Source organism: Flavobacteriales bacterium TMED191, assembly GCA_002171975.2.
In the GTDB taxonomy this organism is placed as follows: Bacteria; Bacteroidota; Bacteroidia; order Flavobacteriales; family TMED113.
This window is the reverse complement of record NHIO02000038.1, coordinates 47,320-65,736: the sequence shown is the minus strand read 5'-3', so window position 1 is coordinate 65,736 and position 18,417 is coordinate 47,320. Positions and strand designations below refer to the sequence as shown.

16 protein-coding genes are annotated in these 18,417 nt (G+C 28.3%); 10 read left to right on the top strand and 6 right to left on the bottom strand.

Annotated features, from left to right (window positions below):
* Position 1: 1 nt before the first annotated feature.
* Entirely contained in the window at positions 2-3,361 is a 3,360-nt protein-coding gene (locus tag CBD51_004280) for a M1 family peptidase (GenBank protein RPG58838.1), read from the bottom strand.
* Positions 3,362-3,424: 63 nt separating this feature from the next.
* Complete coding sequence (gene nadC, locus CBD51_004275; GenBank protein ID RPG58837.1) at positions 3,425-4,264, bottom strand: carboxylating nicotinate-nucleotide diphosphorylase; 840 nt, start codon at positions 4,262-4,264, stop codon at positions 3,425-3,427.
* Between the two features lie 54 nt (positions 4,265-4,318).
* Between nadC and CBD51_004270 the strand changes: the two genes are divergently transcribed.
* Both CBD51_004270 and rdgB read left to right on the top strand, forming a co-directional pair.
* Positions 4,319-4,759, top strand: a complete 441-nt coding sequence (locus tag CBD51_004270) for a 23S rRNA (pseudouridine(1915)-N(3))-methyltransferase RlmH (GenBank protein ID RPG58836.1) — start codon at positions 4,319-4,321, stop codon at positions 4,757-4,759.
* Entirely contained in the window at positions 4,752-5,327 is a 576-nt protein-coding gene (gene rdgB, locus CBD51_004265; GenBank protein ID RPG58835.1) for an RdgB/HAM1 family non-canonical purine NTP pyrophosphatase, read from the top strand. The genes CBD51_004270 and rdgB overlap by 8 nt, the downstream gene beginning before the upstream one ends.
* On the opposite strand, the gene CBD51_004260 is transcribed toward rdgB, so the two are convergent.
* Entirely contained in the window at positions 5,328-6,266 is a 939-nt protein-coding gene (locus CBD51_004260) for a D-alanine--D-alanine ligase (GenBank protein RPG58834.1), read from the bottom strand. It lies immediately after the preceding gene.
* 98 nt (positions 6,267-6,364) lie between these two features.
* On the opposite strand from CBD51_004260, the gene CBD51_004255 reads away from it, so the two are divergent.
* The 4 genes from CBD51_004255 (at position 6,365) to CBD51_004240 (ending at position 10,090) form a co-directional block, all read left to right on the top strand.
* Positions 6,365-7,114, top strand: a complete 750-nt coding sequence (locus CBD51_004255) for a PASTA domain-containing protein (GenBank protein ID RPG58833.1) — start codon at positions 6,365-6,367, stop codon at positions 7,112-7,114.
* A 6-nt stretch (positions 7,115-7,120) separates the two neighbouring features.
* Positions 7,121-8,146 carry an RluA family pseudouridine synthase gene (locus tag CBD51_004250; protein ID RPG58832.1) on the top strand — a complete coding sequence of 342 codons (1,026 nt, stop codon included), beginning with the start codon at positions 7,121-7,123 and terminating at the stop codon, positions 8,144-8,146.
* Between the two features lie 136 nt (positions 8,147-8,282).
* Entirely contained in the window at positions 8,283-9,197 is a 915-nt protein-coding gene (locus tag CBD51_004245; GenBank protein RPG58831.1) for a hypothetical protein, read from the top strand.
* 167 nt (positions 9,198-9,364) lie between these two features.
* Positions 9,365-10,090: an ion transporter gene (locus CBD51_004240; protein RPG58830.1), complete on the top strand. Its 726-nt coding sequence runs from the start codon at positions 9,365-9,367 to the stop codon at positions 10,088-10,090.
* Here CBD51_004240 and CBD51_004235 read toward each other — a convergent pair whose 3' ends face one another.
* The 3 genes from CBD51_004235 to mnmE form a co-directional block, all read right to left on the bottom strand.
* On the bottom strand, positions 10,091-11,440 hold the full coding sequence (locus CBD51_004235) for a hypothetical protein (protein ID RPG58829.1): 1,350 nt from the start codon (positions 11,438-11,440) through the stop codon (positions 10,091-10,093).
* 22 nt (positions 11,441-11,462) lie between these two features.
* Complete coding sequence (locus CBD51_004230) at positions 11,463-12,125, bottom strand: hypothetical protein (GenBank protein ID RPG58828.1); 663 nt, start codon at positions 12,123-12,125, stop codon at positions 11,463-11,465.
* Between the two features lie 111 nt (positions 12,126-12,236).
* Positions 12,237-13,616 (bottom strand): tRNA uridine-5-carboxymethylaminomethyl(34) synthesis GTPase MnmE, encoded by a 1,380-nt coding sequence (gene mnmE / locus CBD51_004225; protein RPG58827.1) that lies wholly within the window; start codon positions 13,614-13,616, stop codon positions 12,237-12,239.
* A 101-nt stretch (positions 13,617-13,717) separates the two neighbouring features.
* On the opposite strand from mnmE, the gene sucD reads away from it, so the two are divergent.
* The 4 genes from sucD (at position 13,718) to CBD51_004205 (ending at position 18,417) form a co-directional block, all read left to right on the top strand.
* Complete coding sequence (gene sucD, locus CBD51_004220) at positions 13,718-14,593, top strand: succinate--CoA ligase subunit alpha (protein ID RPG58826.1); 876 nt, start codon at positions 13,718-13,720, stop codon at positions 14,591-14,593.
* On the top strand, positions 14,590-15,336 hold the full coding sequence (fabG, locus tag CBD51_004215) for a 3-oxoacyl-[acyl-carrier-protein] reductase (protein ID RPG58825.1): 747 nt from the start codon (positions 14,590-14,592) through the stop codon (positions 15,334-15,336). The genes sucD and fabG overlap by 4 nt, the downstream gene beginning before the upstream one ends.
* A 9-nt stretch (positions 15,337-15,345) precedes the next feature.
* The gene (locus tag CBD51_004210) at positions 15,346-17,436 is read left to right on the top strand and encodes a hypothetical protein (GenBank protein RPG58824.1); all 2,091 of its coding nucleotides are present in this window, start codon (positions 15,346-15,348) and stop codon (positions 17,434-17,436) included.
* 168 nt (positions 17,437-17,604) lie between these two features.
* Positions 17,605-18,417 (top strand): prohibitin family protein, encoded by an 813-nt coding sequence (locus CBD51_004205; GenBank protein ID RPG58823.1) that lies wholly within the window; start codon positions 17,605-17,607, stop codon positions 18,415-18,417.

The window sequence follows — 18,417 nt, the reverse complement described above, 5'->3', positions numbered from 1 at the left end:
TTTAAAATGCTCTATTTAACCCTACAATACACCTCAATTTAATTGCATTTTCTGTTGATGGTGCATGGTTTACAAAAAGTGGAAGGTCAAATCTCAACATTAAAGGTTGACTCTCTAGAGCATGGTCCCATAATCTTGATAATTCCCATGAAAATCCTAAACCGAGGTCCATATATGGACGACTAAATGCAATTTTTTCAGCATTTTGACTTTCATCCATCACACCAACATCCATAAATATATAAGAGTTTAGACCCCAATAGTTTAATTTAGGTATTTTACTTGTATAATCAACTTCAGTATTAAATGCCATACCAGATGTTCCTTTATATACATTTACACTTCCTTCGTCAGTTGGTTCAGTCATATAATAACCACTAAAACCTCTTAAATTTAATCCACCTCCCATATGGAAAGTTCCAGTATTATTACTGTAACCTGTCCATGATTCAGGGATCCATCCTCTCGATCGGGTAAATTGATTTTCCATCAGACCCTCTGGATTAGTACCTGCAGCATATAGCATGCTTTCTAAAGGAAAATTATTTCCAAAACCTCTCTGAACAAAAAATCTTGTGTTTATTTTATAGCCATTAATTGAATTTTTATTAATTGCTTCTAATGTTATTTGAGCAAAATCATAATCACTCATTATTGAGGATGACTTTAATGAGAATTGAATGTTTCCAACACCACTTAATTTATTATTTGGAAGATAATAATATTTGTGAGACAAGTTTATGGTGATATTGGTGTTTTTCCTATTAGGAATCCATAAGTCATTATAAATAAGATAATTTAAATCAGAAACATCTTTTCTTTCGAAACCATTTAGAGAAATATCTAGGCTATTAACTTTACTTATATCTTTGATATTATAACCAATGGAGTAATGATTTAGTCCATCAATCTCGCTAGCTGCTAATCTAAATCTACTGTTTTTAACATATTTATACATTGATGTAGAGTATTTAATTTGATAAGAGATTTTATCATTTTTTGAGTTACTATCAAATTCCTCAGCTTTCATCGCGCCAGTATTAAGCCACATATTTGCATCAATTACATGATGTTTTTTGAGATAATGTCCACTAACACTTGTTCCGATTTTAACTCCATCAAAACTATTATACCAAAGGTCAGGTTTTGCTTGTAATTCATATTTGCGAAGATTCGCCCATTTATACACTCCATAATCTAATGAAAAATCAATATTCCCATTAAATCTATTATTAATCATGTATGAATCAGCAAGTCTACCACTCTCGTCTATCATAATATTTTTCACTCCTGATGGAATATGTGTTTTAAATGTATATTCTTTATTTAAATTACCATATCCAATCCATCTAGGTAAAACTGTTGCAGATGTTTTTTTCACAAACCAATTATTTGGAATATGAAAATTATATCTCGTTCCAAATTTTGAATCAATCGTTAGGTCAATAGGCATTTCCATCTCTCCTTCTCTAGAAATGGTAATAGCAACAGTATCATTAGATAATTTTTCAACTCTTTTGACTGCATAGTCAAGATCTTTATTTGTGTCTAGCCATTGATCAAAAAACCAATTTAAATCCACCTTAGTAAATTGAATAATCGAATTTCTAAAATCATCTAAATATGGATGTGCAATTTTCCATGTTTCAAAATAGTTTCTCATTGCAGCAATAAAAAGCTCATCTCCTAAAACATATTGTAAATTATATAACATTGTTGCTGTTTTTCCATAAACATGTGTGTATGACCCTCTATGAGCAAGTGATCCACCAAAATCGTGAGAATGAGTATTTAGTTTTGGTGTGTTATTTTCAGATGCATCCATTGTGTATCTATAAAATGCATCATCATCTTTTGCATCTAATTGGTTTGTGTGTTCATCATAATATTTATTTAGAAATGTTCGATTATTTTTCAACCACTTTAATCTACTTAATAAATCTACATCTTGATTATTTAATAACGTGTCATCCACATATGATGGGCTACGAGTCATATATTTACCTTCGATAACTTCTGTCGCCCAAGCTGTTAGGAATTGAGTGAATCCTTCGTCAAGTGCAGCTCTGTATGTCTCGTTGTTTCCGACTTGACCAAAGAACCACATATGTGCTATTTCATGAATAAGTAAGCCTCTGTAACCAGGGTCACTGCCTCTATCTAGTGTAATCATAGGGTATTCCATTCCGGATCTTGCATCTGCAACTATAATTTTATGGTATGTATACATACCAAAATCCTCAGAAAAAACCTTGATTATTTCAGCGGCATAGTTTGCTACATTTTGCCATTTGGATGCATGTTGTTCTTGAGCTAAAGAATATGCTTTAACTCCATTCCATTCAGCAACACCTATTCTATAACTTGGGTCAGCAGTAAATGCAAAATCGTGAACATTTTCTGCATGAAATTTCCATGTTTTTTTCTTATTTGGGTTATACCTTATTATAGTTGATGGAGGAGTATTATATTTTTTATTAGCAAAATTACTTATATCTAACTTTTTCATTAGTTCTTTTGGTAAAACCTCCTCTCTGTTTGTCATAAATCCAGTTGCTTCTACAATGTAATTGTCTGGAAATGTTAGTTCAACATCAAAACAACCAAAATTTCCATAAAATTCTTTTCCTAAGTGCTGATCAGTTGTCCATCCAAATTTACTGTCATAAACAGAAATTCTAGGATACCAATGAACCCCATTAAAATGCTTGTTGCCAAATTCTGTATAGGTTTTCATTCTCCTTCTCACATTCCCACTATTCTCTTCACCTCCAAAATATGATTCAAAATTTATGTCAAATTTTATTGTTTCACCACTTCTTAAAGGTTCTTCTAAAATCACCTTCATTATTGTGTTGTCAATTTCAATATCTAAATTATTGTTATTAGTTGTAACACTTAAAATTTCGAGATTTTTCTTTTTAATTTCATCTTTTCTAAATGTAGTTGGTATTTTGTTTCCTTTTCTAAATTGATCTAAATAAGAGTCAGGTTCAAATGCATTAGCATATAAATGAAAAAACACAAAATCAAGTTCATCTGGAGAGTTGTTTGTGTAAATTAGCTGCTGATTTGCTTTAATCATGTTAAGACTATCTACTATTTCTGCATCAATTATATAATGAACATCTTGTTGCCAGTAACCTGCATAAGGCATTTTATTTTTCCAATAATTAGGATTTTCATTAGAACTGTATGTGTTGGGTTTCGCCAATGGATTATATGGAATTGCTGGTTTTTCCCAAATAGTTGTATTGGTATTTAGAATTAAACTATCAGCTGTAAAATTAATATTGTCTTCATTTTGTGAAGTTGCTAAAGACATTAAAAGTAACGACAGAATTGAAAGTAATTTTTTCATGGGTTTAATTTAAATTTTCACTAAGATACTAAATTATAATTTTTATGAGTACTGTATTAATTTTTATGTGCTTAACATACTTAAGTCAACACTTTTAACAGAGTGAGTTAAATCACCGATTGAAATAAAATTAACGCCACATTTAGCATATTTTTTTACATTTTTAATATTTATATTACCAGATGTTTCTAATGGAATGGTTTTGTTGACTTTTTTTACTGCAGATTTTGTCATTTGTATTGAAAAGTTATCAAGAAGAATCCTGTTGATGCCACCAATGCTTAGAACTTTATTTAACTCATCCATATTTCTAACCTCAACAATGATTGGAATTTTTTTATTATTTTTTTTATTTAATGTTTGACATTTTTTGATAGCATTTTCTATCCCACCAGCAAAATCAATATGATTGTCTTTTATCATCATGACATCAAACAGACCAAATCTGTGATTATATCCACCACCTAATTTCACGGCTTCTTTATCTAAAAAACGAATAGAAGGACAGGTCTTTCTTGTATCAAGTATTTTCACATTATGGTTTTCTACTTCTTTTACAAATTTTTTTGTTTTAGTTGTAATGCTACTCATTCGTTGCATACAATTAAGAATTAATCTTTCAGTTGCTAAAATTGCACGTTTATTTCCATATATTTTAAATACGACTTCATTTTTTTTTGCAAATTCTCCATCTTGGATATTGGGGGAAAATATCAATTTTTTATCGTAAAATGAGTATATTTTTTTGGCTAGGTTTATACCAGAAATATAGCAAGATTCTTTTGTTATTAATTTTGCTTCTCCAATTGCTTCTTTTTTAATACAGGCATTAGATGTTAGATCTCCTTTTCCTATGTCCTCTTTGAGAGATTTTTTAATAAAATCTTTAATTAATTTTTCCATTGATATGGTTATATTTACTATTGTACAAATTAATAAATTATTTTATACGATATCATGAAACTCAGGTTTATATTTTTAGGTAAAAAAAAAATACAGTCTTACGATTTGCTCATGAACAAGTATCTTAAAAGATTGAATAGTTTTGTTAAATCAGATTTTATATTTTTAAATGAGAAAAATAATTTAAAATTGGAAGATAAAATTTTTTCTTTAATAAAATCTAGAGATTGTTTAGTTGTTTTAGATGAAAGAGGTATTCGCATGTCTAGTTATAAGTACTCTGTTTTTTTAAATAAAGTATTAAGTGAATCAAATACAATTTTTTTGTTGATAGGAGCTTCTTATGGTGTTCCTAAAGATATTGTTAAAAAATCTAATTTTATAATTTCATTATCAGAAATGACATTACCTCATTTAATTGCTCGCTTATTGTTGGTTGAACAAACTTATCGTTCACTCACAATTTTAAATAATCATCCTTATCACCATGAATAAATACATATTAGCAACATCTAATAACAATAAAATTCTTGAAATATCTTCTCAATTAAATACGGTTAATTTACTTAGTTTATCTGATATTGGTTATTTTGATGAAATTGATGAAACTGGATTATCTTTAGAGCAGAATGCATTGATTAAATCTAAAACAATTTATAATAAATATAATATTGATACTATTTCTGATGACACTGGTCTTGAAGTTGATTGTTTATTTGGTGAACCAGGAGTGTTTTCAGCTAGATATGCAGGTGTACATGGTGACTCTAAATTGAATATTGAGAAATTATTAAAAAAAATGAATAAATTTTCTAATAGGAAAGCCAAATTTCGAACTGTGATTTGTTTAAAAACTAAACTTAAGGAATTGTTTTTTGAAGGTATTTGTCATGGAACCATTTCTAATAAACCACTTGGTCTAAATGGTTTTGGTTATGATGCAGTATTTATTCCAAATGGTCAAAGTAAAACATTTGCACAAATGAATTTGGTAGAAAAGAATAAAATCAGTCATAGATTCAAAGCCGTACAACTGTTAGTAAATTATATAAAGTCTAGATAGTTATATGCTTTCTATTTGTTGAGTGATAAAATCGGTAATATTGATATTAGCACATTTTAACATTTGAGGAACAATACTTTTTTCAGAAAAACCTGGAACAGTATTAACTTCAATAATATATGGTTTTTGACTTTTAACAATAAAGTCAACACGAATAATACCTTTTAAATTTAAATCTTTATACAAGTTCTTACTGATTGCAATTATTTTATTCTTTGTGACATTAGGAATCTCAGCAGGCGTTTTTTCAATTGATTTACCATTATATTTCGCTTCATAGTCAAATATATCATTTTGACTTATAATTTCCGTCAAAGGGAGACAAACAATTTGTGAATGAGATTTATATGCAGCACATGTTATTTCACGACCCTCTATAAATTCTTCAATAATTATATCATTATCATGTTCTTTGGCTTTTTCTAAAGCGTCAGGTAGTTCTTTTGCGTTGTATATTTTTGAAACTCCAAAACTAGAACCACCACAACTAGGTTTGACTATACATGGGTAATTTAATTTAATTTTTGAGTTATATATTTTAGCACTAGGGACATGGTAACCTAATGATTGTAAATACTTATTACAATTAAATTTGTCGAATGTTAATTTAGATGCAGATTGACTAGAACAAGTGTAGGGTATTTTTTTAGTATCAAAATATTTTGATAATTTTCCATTTTCTCCAGGGTCTCCATGAATCATCATAAATACTTTGTGGAAAACAACCCTTTTATTATTTAATTGAAATGAAAAGTTACTTGTATCTACTAAAAAATTCTTAGAATTTATAATTACTTGGAATTCATTATCATTAATACATAATACCATAAATGCAGCATATTTTTTTTTATCTATATATTTATTGATTGTTCGTGCACTTTGTAGAGAAATTTCTCTTTCCTTAGATGTGCCACCCATAAGAATTGCTATATTTTGCATTCAGTATTCTTTGAATTACTTATTAAATATAAAATTTGTTTTTTAAATTTTTGTTTATTCCTCGATAGAATCAATATCTTTGTTGAAATTATCTGCTAATGAAATTAAATTTTAAATTTCAATTTTTTTTATTATTGATTTCAATTTTTTTTACACTTTGTTTTTTTAAAGTAGTTGATTTTGGTCTTAAAAAGTACACTTTACATCATAAAATTATTACCGTTCCTGATTTAATTGGACTTGATATTTTACAGGTTGAAGATACAATTTTAGAATATGGACTTAGGTTCGTAATTATTGATTCAGCTGCTTATAATCCTACTTATTCCAGGGGGGCAGTATTGTCTCACAGTCCAAAATTAGGATCTGAAGTTAAGCCTGGAAGAAAAATATATATTACAACTAATCCTACGGCTGTTCATTTTATATCATTCCCAGAACTTACTAATAAATCTTTACGTCAGTCTATTAACTTATTAGAAAATAATGCTTTGATAGTTGGTAATTTATATTACATTGATCACTTTGCAAAGGACGTGCTTATTTTCGCTAAATATAATGATCAGAAGATCTCTAATAGAGATAGTTTGCCAAAATTTTCAATTATTGATTTGTATTTAGGTAACGGTTTTGAGACAGAAGTTCTTGTGCCGAATTTAATTGGACTTAGTCTTAAAGATGTTAAACAAAAATTGAATAATTTCTCACTTAATGTGGGTTCTGTTAATTTAGAAGTTAATGATAGCCTATCTAGTATTGTATATAAACAAGTCCCTGAATTCAATGAGAAATTAACTTTAGGTTCATTTGTTTCTGTTTGGTCAAATGATTCGATAATTCATGAATAGCTTCTTATGTTAAAGGGAGATAAAATATCAGATAATAAAATGTATGAACATCATTTGTTCGAAGTTGAAAAAAATCATGATTTAATACGAATTGATAAATTTTTACTGCTTAGATTATCTAATACTACAAGAACCAAAATTCAAAAGTCTATTTCTAGTGGTAATGTTTTTTGTAATGATTTGCCAGTGAAATCAAATTATAAGGTAAAACCAAATGATAAAATTAGTATTCGTTTTAGCTACGAGCCTTATAATAAAGAAATTATTCCGGAAAATATTCCATTAGACGTTGTTTTTGAAGATAGTGAAATTGTTATTATCAATAAACCTAGTAATATGGTTGTACACCCAAGTTATGGACATTATACAGGTACACTTGTTCATGCCATTTTATATAGATTTAAAGATATAAAGGCTAATTCAGATACTCAAAGGCCAGGATTAGTTCATAGGTTGGATAAAAATACTACTGGTCTTATTGTAATAGCTAGAACTGAACATGCACTCACTTTTCTCTCAGAACAATTCGTTAGTAGAACAATTAAAAGAACTTATGTTGCTTTAGTTTGGGGAGATGTTAAAGAAGATAAAGGTACTATTACTGGTAATATCGGTAGAAATAAAAAAAATCGTAAGATTATGACTGTATTCAAAGATTCTAGTGAAGGAAAACATGCGGTTACACATTATGAAGTACTTGAGAGATTTAGATATGTTACTTTAGTGAAATGTTATTTAGAAACAGGTAGAACTCATCAAATTAGAGTTCATATGAAGCATATTGGCCATCCATTATTTAACGATAATGAATATGGAGGAGATAAAATTTTAAGGGGGACAACTTTTTCAAAATATAAACAATTTGTGCAAAATTGTTTTAAAATTTTGCCTCGCCAAGCTTTACATGCAATTAGTTTATCACTTAAGCATCCTAAAAGTGGAAAAATTGTTTCTTTTAATACTGATTTGCCATCAGATTTAAAAAATATTATAAATAGATGGCGTAAATATGTTAATAATCACTTACAATAAATTGTTTTAGATTTATTAAACGATTAAATATAATTTTATTAACTAATTTTAGGATTATAGATTTAAGGAATAGTTTTCTAGTAGGTTTCATGTTATTCTTTTTCAAATTTAATCATTATTAATTAATTTAGTTAGTATGTATAGATTGTCGTATTTTTCTTTAGTCACCGTATTATTAATCTTGTTTGCTTGTAAAAGTTCAGAATTTGATGATGACAAGGTTTACATTGAACTTTGTGGTAATAATCTAATTGATACAACTAATTTATCTGTCTTATCTTTTAACAGATTAGATAGAACTTCTTTGAATAGTGTGTCACTAGTTATTGATAAAACACAGCCTGATCTAATCGGTTTACAAGAGTCCTATGAAATTGGTAAACAAATTGCCGATCGTTTTAATTATTGTTTTTACGGTAACGATGATAAAAGTACTTCCATCTTATCAAAGTATCCAGTAGAAGTTATGAATGAAATGTATGTTAAAATTAGATTAAATGAAAATCAATATGTTCATTTTTTTAATATTCATTTTCCATCACATCCTTATCAGCCCTATGATATAAGAGATACTTTGATTACAACAGAGTCACAGGCAATTCATCAAGCAGAGCAATCTAGAGGCTTATATGTTGACAACTTATTGTTTCATATAAATCAAATTAATGATAATATGCCTATTATAGTTACGGGTGACTTTAATGAACCATCGCATTTAGATTGGATTGAAGGAAGTGAAAATGCAATTAAATTTCAAATTAGTAATCAAGGTCAGTTTACCGTTGATTGGCCTGCATCTAATAAAATGATTAATTCAAATTTGCTTGATGCTTACAGATCTGCATATACTAATCCTATTGATTATCCAGGTTATACTTGGACTCCTATAGTTAATCTTGACGAGGTTCATGATAGAATTGACTTTATTTATCATAATAATTCTATTACTGTTGAGTCGGTTTTTTTAATTGGTCCTGATAATTTTTCAGATATTGTAATGCCAAATTATGAATCTGATCATAGAGCTCTCTTAGTGAATTTTAAACTTTAAGTTTAATATCTTACTGATATTATATATTATTTTAAAGAGATAAAATAAAAGGTCATCAAATGAGATTCTTAATTATATAAGACAATAAAGTTGTCATATGCAATATGTTTTAATGTATTTTTTTTCATAGAATTATTATATATTTGAAAATATAATACCATTTTGTTGTGAGTAATTCAAAATCAATAAAAAAGAAAATTTACAATATCATTTTTACCACAAATGGTCGATATGCTTATCTTTTTGATGTGTGGTTGTTAGTTTTTATTGTGCTATCCTGTATTGGAGTAATTTTAGAAAGTGTTCCAAGTATACAGAATAAGTGGGGCTATCTTTTATTAGTTTTAGAATGGTTTTTTACAATTATATTTACTTTAGAATATGGGTTAAGAATATACTCGTCAAAAAAACCTTTTAAGTATATTTTTTCATGGTGGGGAATAATAGATTTTCTTGCAATCATACCTACGTATCTTAGGACATTTTATCCACCAATAGGTGTGCTTTTAGATATAAGAGTTCTTAGACTAATTAGAGTTTTTAGGGTTTTTAAACTTAAAAAATACATGACAGGTAACAATATGATGATGATAGCATTAGATAAATCTAGACCAAAAATTTTAGCATTTGTTTTATTTGTTTTATTACTGGCTGTAGTTTTGGGTTCAGTGATGTATCTTGTTGAGGGCCAGCAAAATGGTTTCAATACACTTCCTGAGTGTATATATTGGTCAATTGTTACCCTTACCACTGTTGGTTACGGGGATATTGTACCTGTTACAATATTAGGTAAGATTATTGCTACTTTTATTATGATTTTAGGTTATGGTATCATTGCAGTTCCAACAGGGATTGTTTCTGCCGAAATTGTTGAAGAAAAGTATAGAAAATAATTACAAATTATATTTTATAGAAACAAAAAAGTTCCTTGGTGGTTGTACCCAGTAACTTCTTTGTCCTTCTGAATTAATCTCTCCATTATTAAAGTAATGTATATCAGTGATATTATTTAAAAATAATGAAGCAGTGTAGTTTCCATTCTTGTAGTCAATTCTAGCATTTAGCAAAAAATAGTCATCTAGACTTTCAGAATTTTCAAAATTCATATATGATTCACTTTGATATCTGGCTGAAAGATTAAGAGTTAATTTATTAAACAAATAACTAAATTCTTGGTTGATAATGATTTTAGGAGTTAAAATAGGAGTAAATTCTATGTCATTTTGGTTTACAGAACTATAGTTATAGGATGAGTTATTTGTAGTTATTAAATTATCCATTAATGTAATTTGACTAAAAAATTCAAAACCTGTTCTAATACTATTGTCAACTCTTGATCTGAGAGCTAGACCGTTTGGGCCAGTTTGACCACTAAGAACTCTTTCGTTTTTGAAATCCATGAAAAAGAAATTCAAGTTCATGTTACAATTTTCGAATTTCTTTCTAATTCCAAACTCAAAGTCATTAACAAATTCAGCCTTCTTTGAAATAAGTTGATTTCCATATTCAGGACCAATATACTCATAAGTAGTCCAGTCTAAGGCACCATCAACATATGATAATATGTCGTTTCCTTGAAACATATCGTATTTGGCAGGCTCTCTTCCAGTAGAAGCAAAACTTGCATAAATAACATCATTGTTTTGACTTATGTAACTTAAACCCATTTTGGGATTAATAAAACTCCATGAAATTTCATGAAATTTCATAACATCTCCATCGTAATCGAACTGTGTAGTTCTTAATTGAACATCAGAAGAGAATAAAAATTTCTTACCTAAATTAATTTCAACTTTGCTGTGGGCACTTAACTCGTTTTTGTATCTATCAACATTATAGTTCACAGAATTTAAGTCTGTATTCCTTTCAATAAAGTTATTCTTATAACTATTTCCATGAACTCCAAAGTGCAGTTTTAAATTCTTTTTTAGGAATTTATAGTTTGTAAAAAGACCTAACATTCCAGATTTAATTTCATTTTTTGTTAGATTAGAACCGTCTGAATCATAACCATAATAATTATCTAAATCAAAATTCCACCAACCGTCAGCAAGTGTGAAGTAAATTGTTGATTTCACTGAATTATGTTTATTTATTATAAAGGTATTTTGAATTTTTGTTTGAACCTGGGTAAAGTCATCTACTTCAAATTCAGAGTTGGCATTAGTGGTTTTAGAACAGTTGATCTCGTCTTCAGGAACAGACATCCAAGAAAGACCATTCTTTTGATTTCCTGCCAGCAAACTTAATTTCCATATAGATTTATCAAGAAAAAAAACCGGTTGAAAAATTTAATGAATGAGAATTATTAGAAGAATGATTTTTAAATCCGTCGGAGTATATTGTTGATACTCTTAGGTTTAGTGCTTTGTTGTTTTTGATTCCGGAGTTGAAAAAAGCTGATGTTGTAAAAGTATTGTATGAACCAAAACCAAATTTATAATTAAAATTCTGAGGATCACTTAGTTTTTTTGAAAATAACTCAATGCTACCAGCATAGCTTGCATTACCATTTTTAGAAATACCTGCACCTCTTTGAATTTGAATCAAATCAATTGAACTAAGCAAGTCAGCGAAATTTGAAAAATAAAAAGCTTGATCCATTGGATCATTAAGTGGGACTCCATCAATTGTGATATTTACTCTTGTTTGATCTAGACCTCTTAGTCTGAAATATGAGTATCCCTGTGTATATCCACCATCAACACTATAAGTAATTGATGGGGTAGTACTTAATGTTATTGATGGCTCTTTTCCAATAGATTCGGTTTTTATTTTTTCTAATGAAATATTTTGATAATTGATAGGGCTTTTTTGTGTTGCCAAAAATGTTGCATTAACTTCACTTAACTGGATTACTGTGTCTATTTTATTTTGAGCAAATAAAAAGTTAATAGATATTATAAGGAAAATTGGAATATTTTTCATTGTATTAAATTTTAAATTAATAATTCTTTCGATGAATTACCACCGCAAGTTCTATGGGTATGTTCTCAGCCAACTGGCACCCCCAACGATGATGCAATAATAACATTTTTTTTATTTTCCTATGCAAAAATCTTGAAAAATCGAATCAAGAAGATGTTCATTGGAAATCTCTCCTGTTATCTCTCCTAGAAATTCTAAAGATCTTTTAATATCTAGCGATAGGAATTCACCAGATATATTTGATTTTAAACCCGAATCAATATCTTTAATTGCTTGAGTTGTATTTATTAATGATTCAAAATGCCTTTGACTGATAACAATAAATTCATTATTTAAATCATTCCATTTTTCAATTTGTGACTCAATAATTTTAAATAATTTAGGAATGCCATCGCCTTTTTTTGCAGATATATTAATTACTGGAGTCTTCTTAATTTGCATAAAATTTACTGACTGGCTATTTAAATCCAATTTATTTACTAGAATAATGAGTGTAGTTTCTTTGTTTAATGTTTTTTTAATTTTTATTATTTCTTTCTCAATTTTACTTTGATTAAAATCTGTTCTATCTATCATATATAAAACAAATGCAGATTCATTTATTTTATCATATGTTTTAGAAATACCAATCTGTTCAATTTTATTTTTGGTTGATCTGAGTCCAGCAGTATCAATAAATCTAAATTTGTAACCCTTGAAATTAATGATTTCTTCAATTGTATCTCTTGTTGTACCTTTAATGTCTGATACAATTGCTCTTTCTTCATTTAATAATTTGTTTAGTAAAGTTGATTTTCCTGAATTTGGATGTCCAACTATTGCAACTGGAATACCATTTTTTATCACATTACCAAGCTTAAAAGAATCAATTAGTTTATTTATTTTTTGTTTAATATTATTTAGTAACAATAATAGTTCCTTTCTATTAACGAATTTTACATCCTCTTGACTAAAATCTAACTCCAATTCTATTAGTGAAGCAAATTTGACAAGCTTTTCTCTTAACTCTTTAATTTCTTTTGAAAATCCTCCTCGCATTTGTTTAATGGCTAGTTCATGTGCTTTTTCATTTTCGGATGCTATTAGTTCAGCAACTCCTTCAGCTTGCGATAAATCTAGTTTTTCATTTAAAAAAGCTCTTAAAGTAAATTCTCCTCTTTTGGCCAATCGACAATTATTTTGAATTAGAATTTGAATTAATTTTTCTTGAATATAATTTGATCCATGACATGAAATTTCTACAGTATTTTCGCCAGTATATGAATTTGGAGATGTAAAAGAAGTTACAATTACCTCATCTACAACTTTATTATTTACAATAATCTCTCCTACTGAAACTTGTTTTTTTTCTTTGTGAGAAATTTTTTTTTGACTGTATGGTTTCAAAATATTGTTGATAATATTGATGGCTTCTAAACCTGAAATTCGTATAACAGCTATTGCACCTTTTCCATTTGATGTTGAAATAGCACAAATTGTATCTTGGTTCATTTTTAAAAAGTTAATTTACAGCAAATTTAATTTATTATTGTTAGTTAAAATTTTATTATTAGTTGATTTATTTTCTAAGTTTGTTATTCAATAATGATGATATGAGTATTTTAATAAATAAAAATTCAAGAGTTTTAGTCCAAGGTTTCACAGGTAGTGAAGGTACATTTCACTCATCTGAGATGCTAAAATATGGTACAAATATTGTAGCAGGAGTAACACCAGGCAAGGGTGGAATGACACATCTAGATAAACCAGTTTTTGACTCTGTTTCTGAAGCTGTTAAATCAACCAGTCCAAATGTTTCTATTGTTTTTGTTCCTCCTAGATTTGCTAAGTCTGCTATCATAGAATCTATTAATGCAGAAGTTCCATTGATTGTATGTATCACGGAGGGTATTCCCACAAAAGATATGATAGAGGTTAAACAATGTTTACAACAATCAAAATCTCGCCTTATTGGTCCAAATTGTCCCGGAATTATTACACCAGGAGAAATTAAATTAGGTATTATGCCTGGATTTATTCATCAAAAAGGAAGTATTGGTGTTGTTTCTCGTTCAGGAACTTTAACTTATGAGGCAGTTGACCAATTAACTAAAGTAGGTTTAGGTCAATCTACATGTATTGGAATTGGCGGCGATCCAGTTATTGGAACTAATACTTGTGACGCTGTTAAAATGTTTATGAATGATTCTGAGACTAGTGGAATTGTATTGATTGGTGAAATTGGGGGGCAGATGGAAAATGATGCTGCTTATTGGATCAGAGAAAATGGTAACAAACCAGTTGTTGGATTTATTGCAGGTCAAACAGCTCCTCCCGGTAGAAAAATGGGGCATGCAGGTGCAATTGTTGGAGGAAAAGACGATACCGCTTTAGCTAAAATGCAAATTATGAGAGACTGTGGCATTACTGTTGTAGAGTCACCTGCGGATATAGGAATTGCCATGAAACAAATTCTTGAAAAATCATGAAAATATTAAAAGACAAAACCGCAATTGTAACTGGTGGATCAAGAGGCATTGGAAAGGCAATTGTTTTGAAGTTTGCTGAAAATGGTGCTAATGTAGTGTTCACATATGTATCGTCAATTGATAAAGCTAATTTAGTTATTGAAGAATGTCAAAAGTATAATGTAAATATTAAAGCTGTCAAGTCAGACGCATCTGATTACAATTCTACTGAAGATTTAATCAAAAATATATTACAAGAATTTTCCTCAATAGATATATTAGTAAATAATGCAGGAATTACTAAGGATAATTTATTATTACGCATGACAGATGCCGACTTTAATTCTGTAATGCATGTTAACATGAATTCAGTTTTTAATATGACTAAATGTGTTCAAAGAAACATGCTGAAAGCACGACAGGGCTCTATTATTAATTTGAGTTCTATTGTAGGCGTGAAAGGTAATCCTGGTCAATCCAACTATGCGGCATCTAAGGCTGCAATAATTGGTTTTTCTAAGTCTATTGCACTTGAGCTTGGGTCTAGAAATATTAGATGCAATGTTATTGCACCAGGATTTATTGAAACAGAGATGACCAATAATCTTGACATAGAGATGATCAAAAGGTGGGAAGAGAGTATCCCATTAAAAAGAACAGGCAATTCTAAAGACGTTGCTGATTTAGCTTTATTTTTAGCATCAGATTTATCTTCATATATCACTGGGCAGGTAATTAATGTCTGTGGAGGAATGGTAACTTAATTCTATTTAATGATTTTTTATAACTCTATTATTTTAAACACAACCTTATTTGAATTCCTGGGTTGTTTTTTTTTGAGTTTTTTTTTAAGTTTTTTGCTTTATAGAAAACATACTAGTTTGAATAATGTTTCAAATTTGATTAGGACTTTATTATTTTTAGTTCGGTTTTGTATTTTTTTCTTACTGTTTTTATTTCTATTTAATCCTAAATTAAAAAGAGAGACAAAAGTAGAGGAGTCTCCCAAGATCGTCTTTCTTCAAGATAATAGCTTTTCCATTATATTAGGAGATGATTCATTATATTTTAAAAATGATTATTTAGTTTTTTTAGATTCTTTATTTTCAAATTCCAGACTAGATATTGATGTTTTTTCTTTTGATCAATCTTTTAAAAAGGGTTTTTTAGATTTTTCAGGAGACTTGACAAACATGTCAAATATTTTAGAACATGTTTCAGAAATTTATTCTAATCAAAATGTTGGTGCATATATTTTAGCATCTGATGGTATTTATAATCAAGGTTTAAATCCCTTGTATTTGAAAAATAAATACAATGCTCCTTTATATACATTATTAATCGGAGATACAACTGCAAGAAAAGATCTTTTAATTTCAAAAATTAAGACAAATAAATTGTCATATTTAGGTAATAGTTTCCCTGTAGAGATTAATATTCAAGCACTTCAAATGAAGGGTTTAGAGTTTCATGTTAAAGTATTTGAGAATACAGATTCTGAATTTAAAAAACCATTATTTATAAAGAAATTTTCTATTGACAAATCAAGTTACGATGAGAAAATACATTTTTTTATATCACCAAAATCCCCTGGTTTAAAATCTTACTCTGTTTATTTAGAATCAAATACAGACGAATATAATTTATTTAATAACCAAGATGTTTTTCATGTTGATATAATGGATGATAGAAAAAAAATATTAATTTTATATGGCAATCATCATCCAGATATAACAGCAATTAAACATAGCTTAGAGAGTTTTGATCAATATCAAGTTGAAACTGAATGGGTCAAGAATTTTCAACCCTCTATAAATGATTATAAAAGATATAGTTTAATCATTCTTCATCAAGTTTCCGAACTAATTGGGGTAGAAGGCATTGATTTATATGATTTTCCAGTTTGGTATATAATTGGTAAAAACTCTGATTTAGCTCTTTTAAATCAAAGTCAAAATATAGTCAAATTTAATAATTCAAATCTCGATTTTGAATTTTCTAACTTTGCGTTAAATGATAATTTTTCCACTTTTAATCTATCCGATTCATTAGTAGATTTTTTATCATATTCATCATCACTTTTAGTACCATTTTTAGTCCCAGAAGTAAATAGTTTAACTGATGTATTGCTGAATAAACAAATAGGATCTATAAACACAAATAAACCTATTTTATTTTTTGCTAAAAATCAACAAAAATCAGCCTATTTATTAGGTGAGGGCTTATGGAGATTAAAATTAAATGATACATATTTAAATAATAGCAATTTGCTTTTCAATAGTTTTATCAGCAAAATTGTTCAATCTTTATTGTCAGATGATAACAAAAAAAGATTACACATCAATTATAATTCAATTCAGTATTCTAACTCTAGAATTTCTTTTGAAGGAGAATTTTATAATCGTAATTTTGAATTAATTAATTTTCCTGAACTAAATTTAGAAATAATTGATTCAATTGGTGACTCTTATAATTATAAATTTAATCGATTTTCTAGTTCATATTATTTAGATGTTTTGTTATCTGAAGGAAGTTATAATTTTATTGCTAAATCAGAATTAAATAATAAAGTTTTTACTGACACAGGAAGCTTCATTGTTTTAAAGCCTAATTTCGAGTCTAAAAACACTATTGCTAATTTCGACCTATTAAATAATTTAGCGCGATTAAATAACGGCTATGCCACATCAATTGATAGTTTAGATAATTTATTTCAAAATATTCAACAATCTCCTAATTTTAAGGTTTCTACTTATATTGAAAATAGTTTTAAGTCCCTAATTAATTTTCAGTCTTTATTGTTATTATTATTATTACTATTATTTATAGAATGGTCAGTTAGAAGAAGATATATTAATTTTTAATTATGTTTTCACATACTATAGACAATGAATTAAAAAAATAAATATAAATTAGCTAAAAATTGACATTGTGCCAATTTAGTATTTTGATATTTTAAGTCTCATTAGCAATTGATGCTTGTAGATTTATTAAATAAAACAAGTTGAAGAACAATTAAAAAAATAATTATTATGAATCAAAAATTAAACCCTATCGCAATTGTTGGATTATTTGCCGCTATTTTTATATTATTATTCGGTACTAGAGTAACATACACAGTTGGTCCAGGTCAAAAGGCAGTAGTTTTTTACAGATTTGGAAAAGGATTAGATAAAGAAAATGTAAAAGATCAGGGATTTCATTTTATTGCTCCATGGAATGAGAAGTATATTTACAATGTGCGTATTCAAGAAGACCTGTCAATTATGGAGGTTTTGTCTAAGAATGGATTAACAATAAGAACTGAACTGTCTTACAGATACAAACCTGTTGATAATAAAGTTGGTTATGTTCATGATGACTTAGGTGTTAATTATCATGATAATATAATTATACCTGAAATTAGATCAGTTACTAGAGAAGTTATCGGAGAATATTTACCCGAGGAATTGTATTCTACAAAAAGGGAAGTTATTGAAGATGAAATATATGAACGTACTAAGATTGCTTTATCTTCAAAAAATCTTTTACTTGATGCAGTATTAATCAGAGATGTAACTCTACCAAAGACTCTTCAAGATGCAATTGATAATAAGTTGAAAGAAGAACAGATTTCATTGGAATATGATTTTAAATTAGTTCAGGCTGAGAAGGAAGCTCAAAAACAAATTATTGAAGCAGAAGGTAAAGCGAAGGCAAATAGAATTTTAAGTGCTAGTTTAACTGATAATATCTTGAGAGATAAAGGAATTGAGGCAACTTTAAAGCTTGCTGAATCTAATAATTCTAAAGTAGTAGTAGTTGGTTCGCCTGACGATGGTCTCCCTCTTATTTTAGGCAAATAA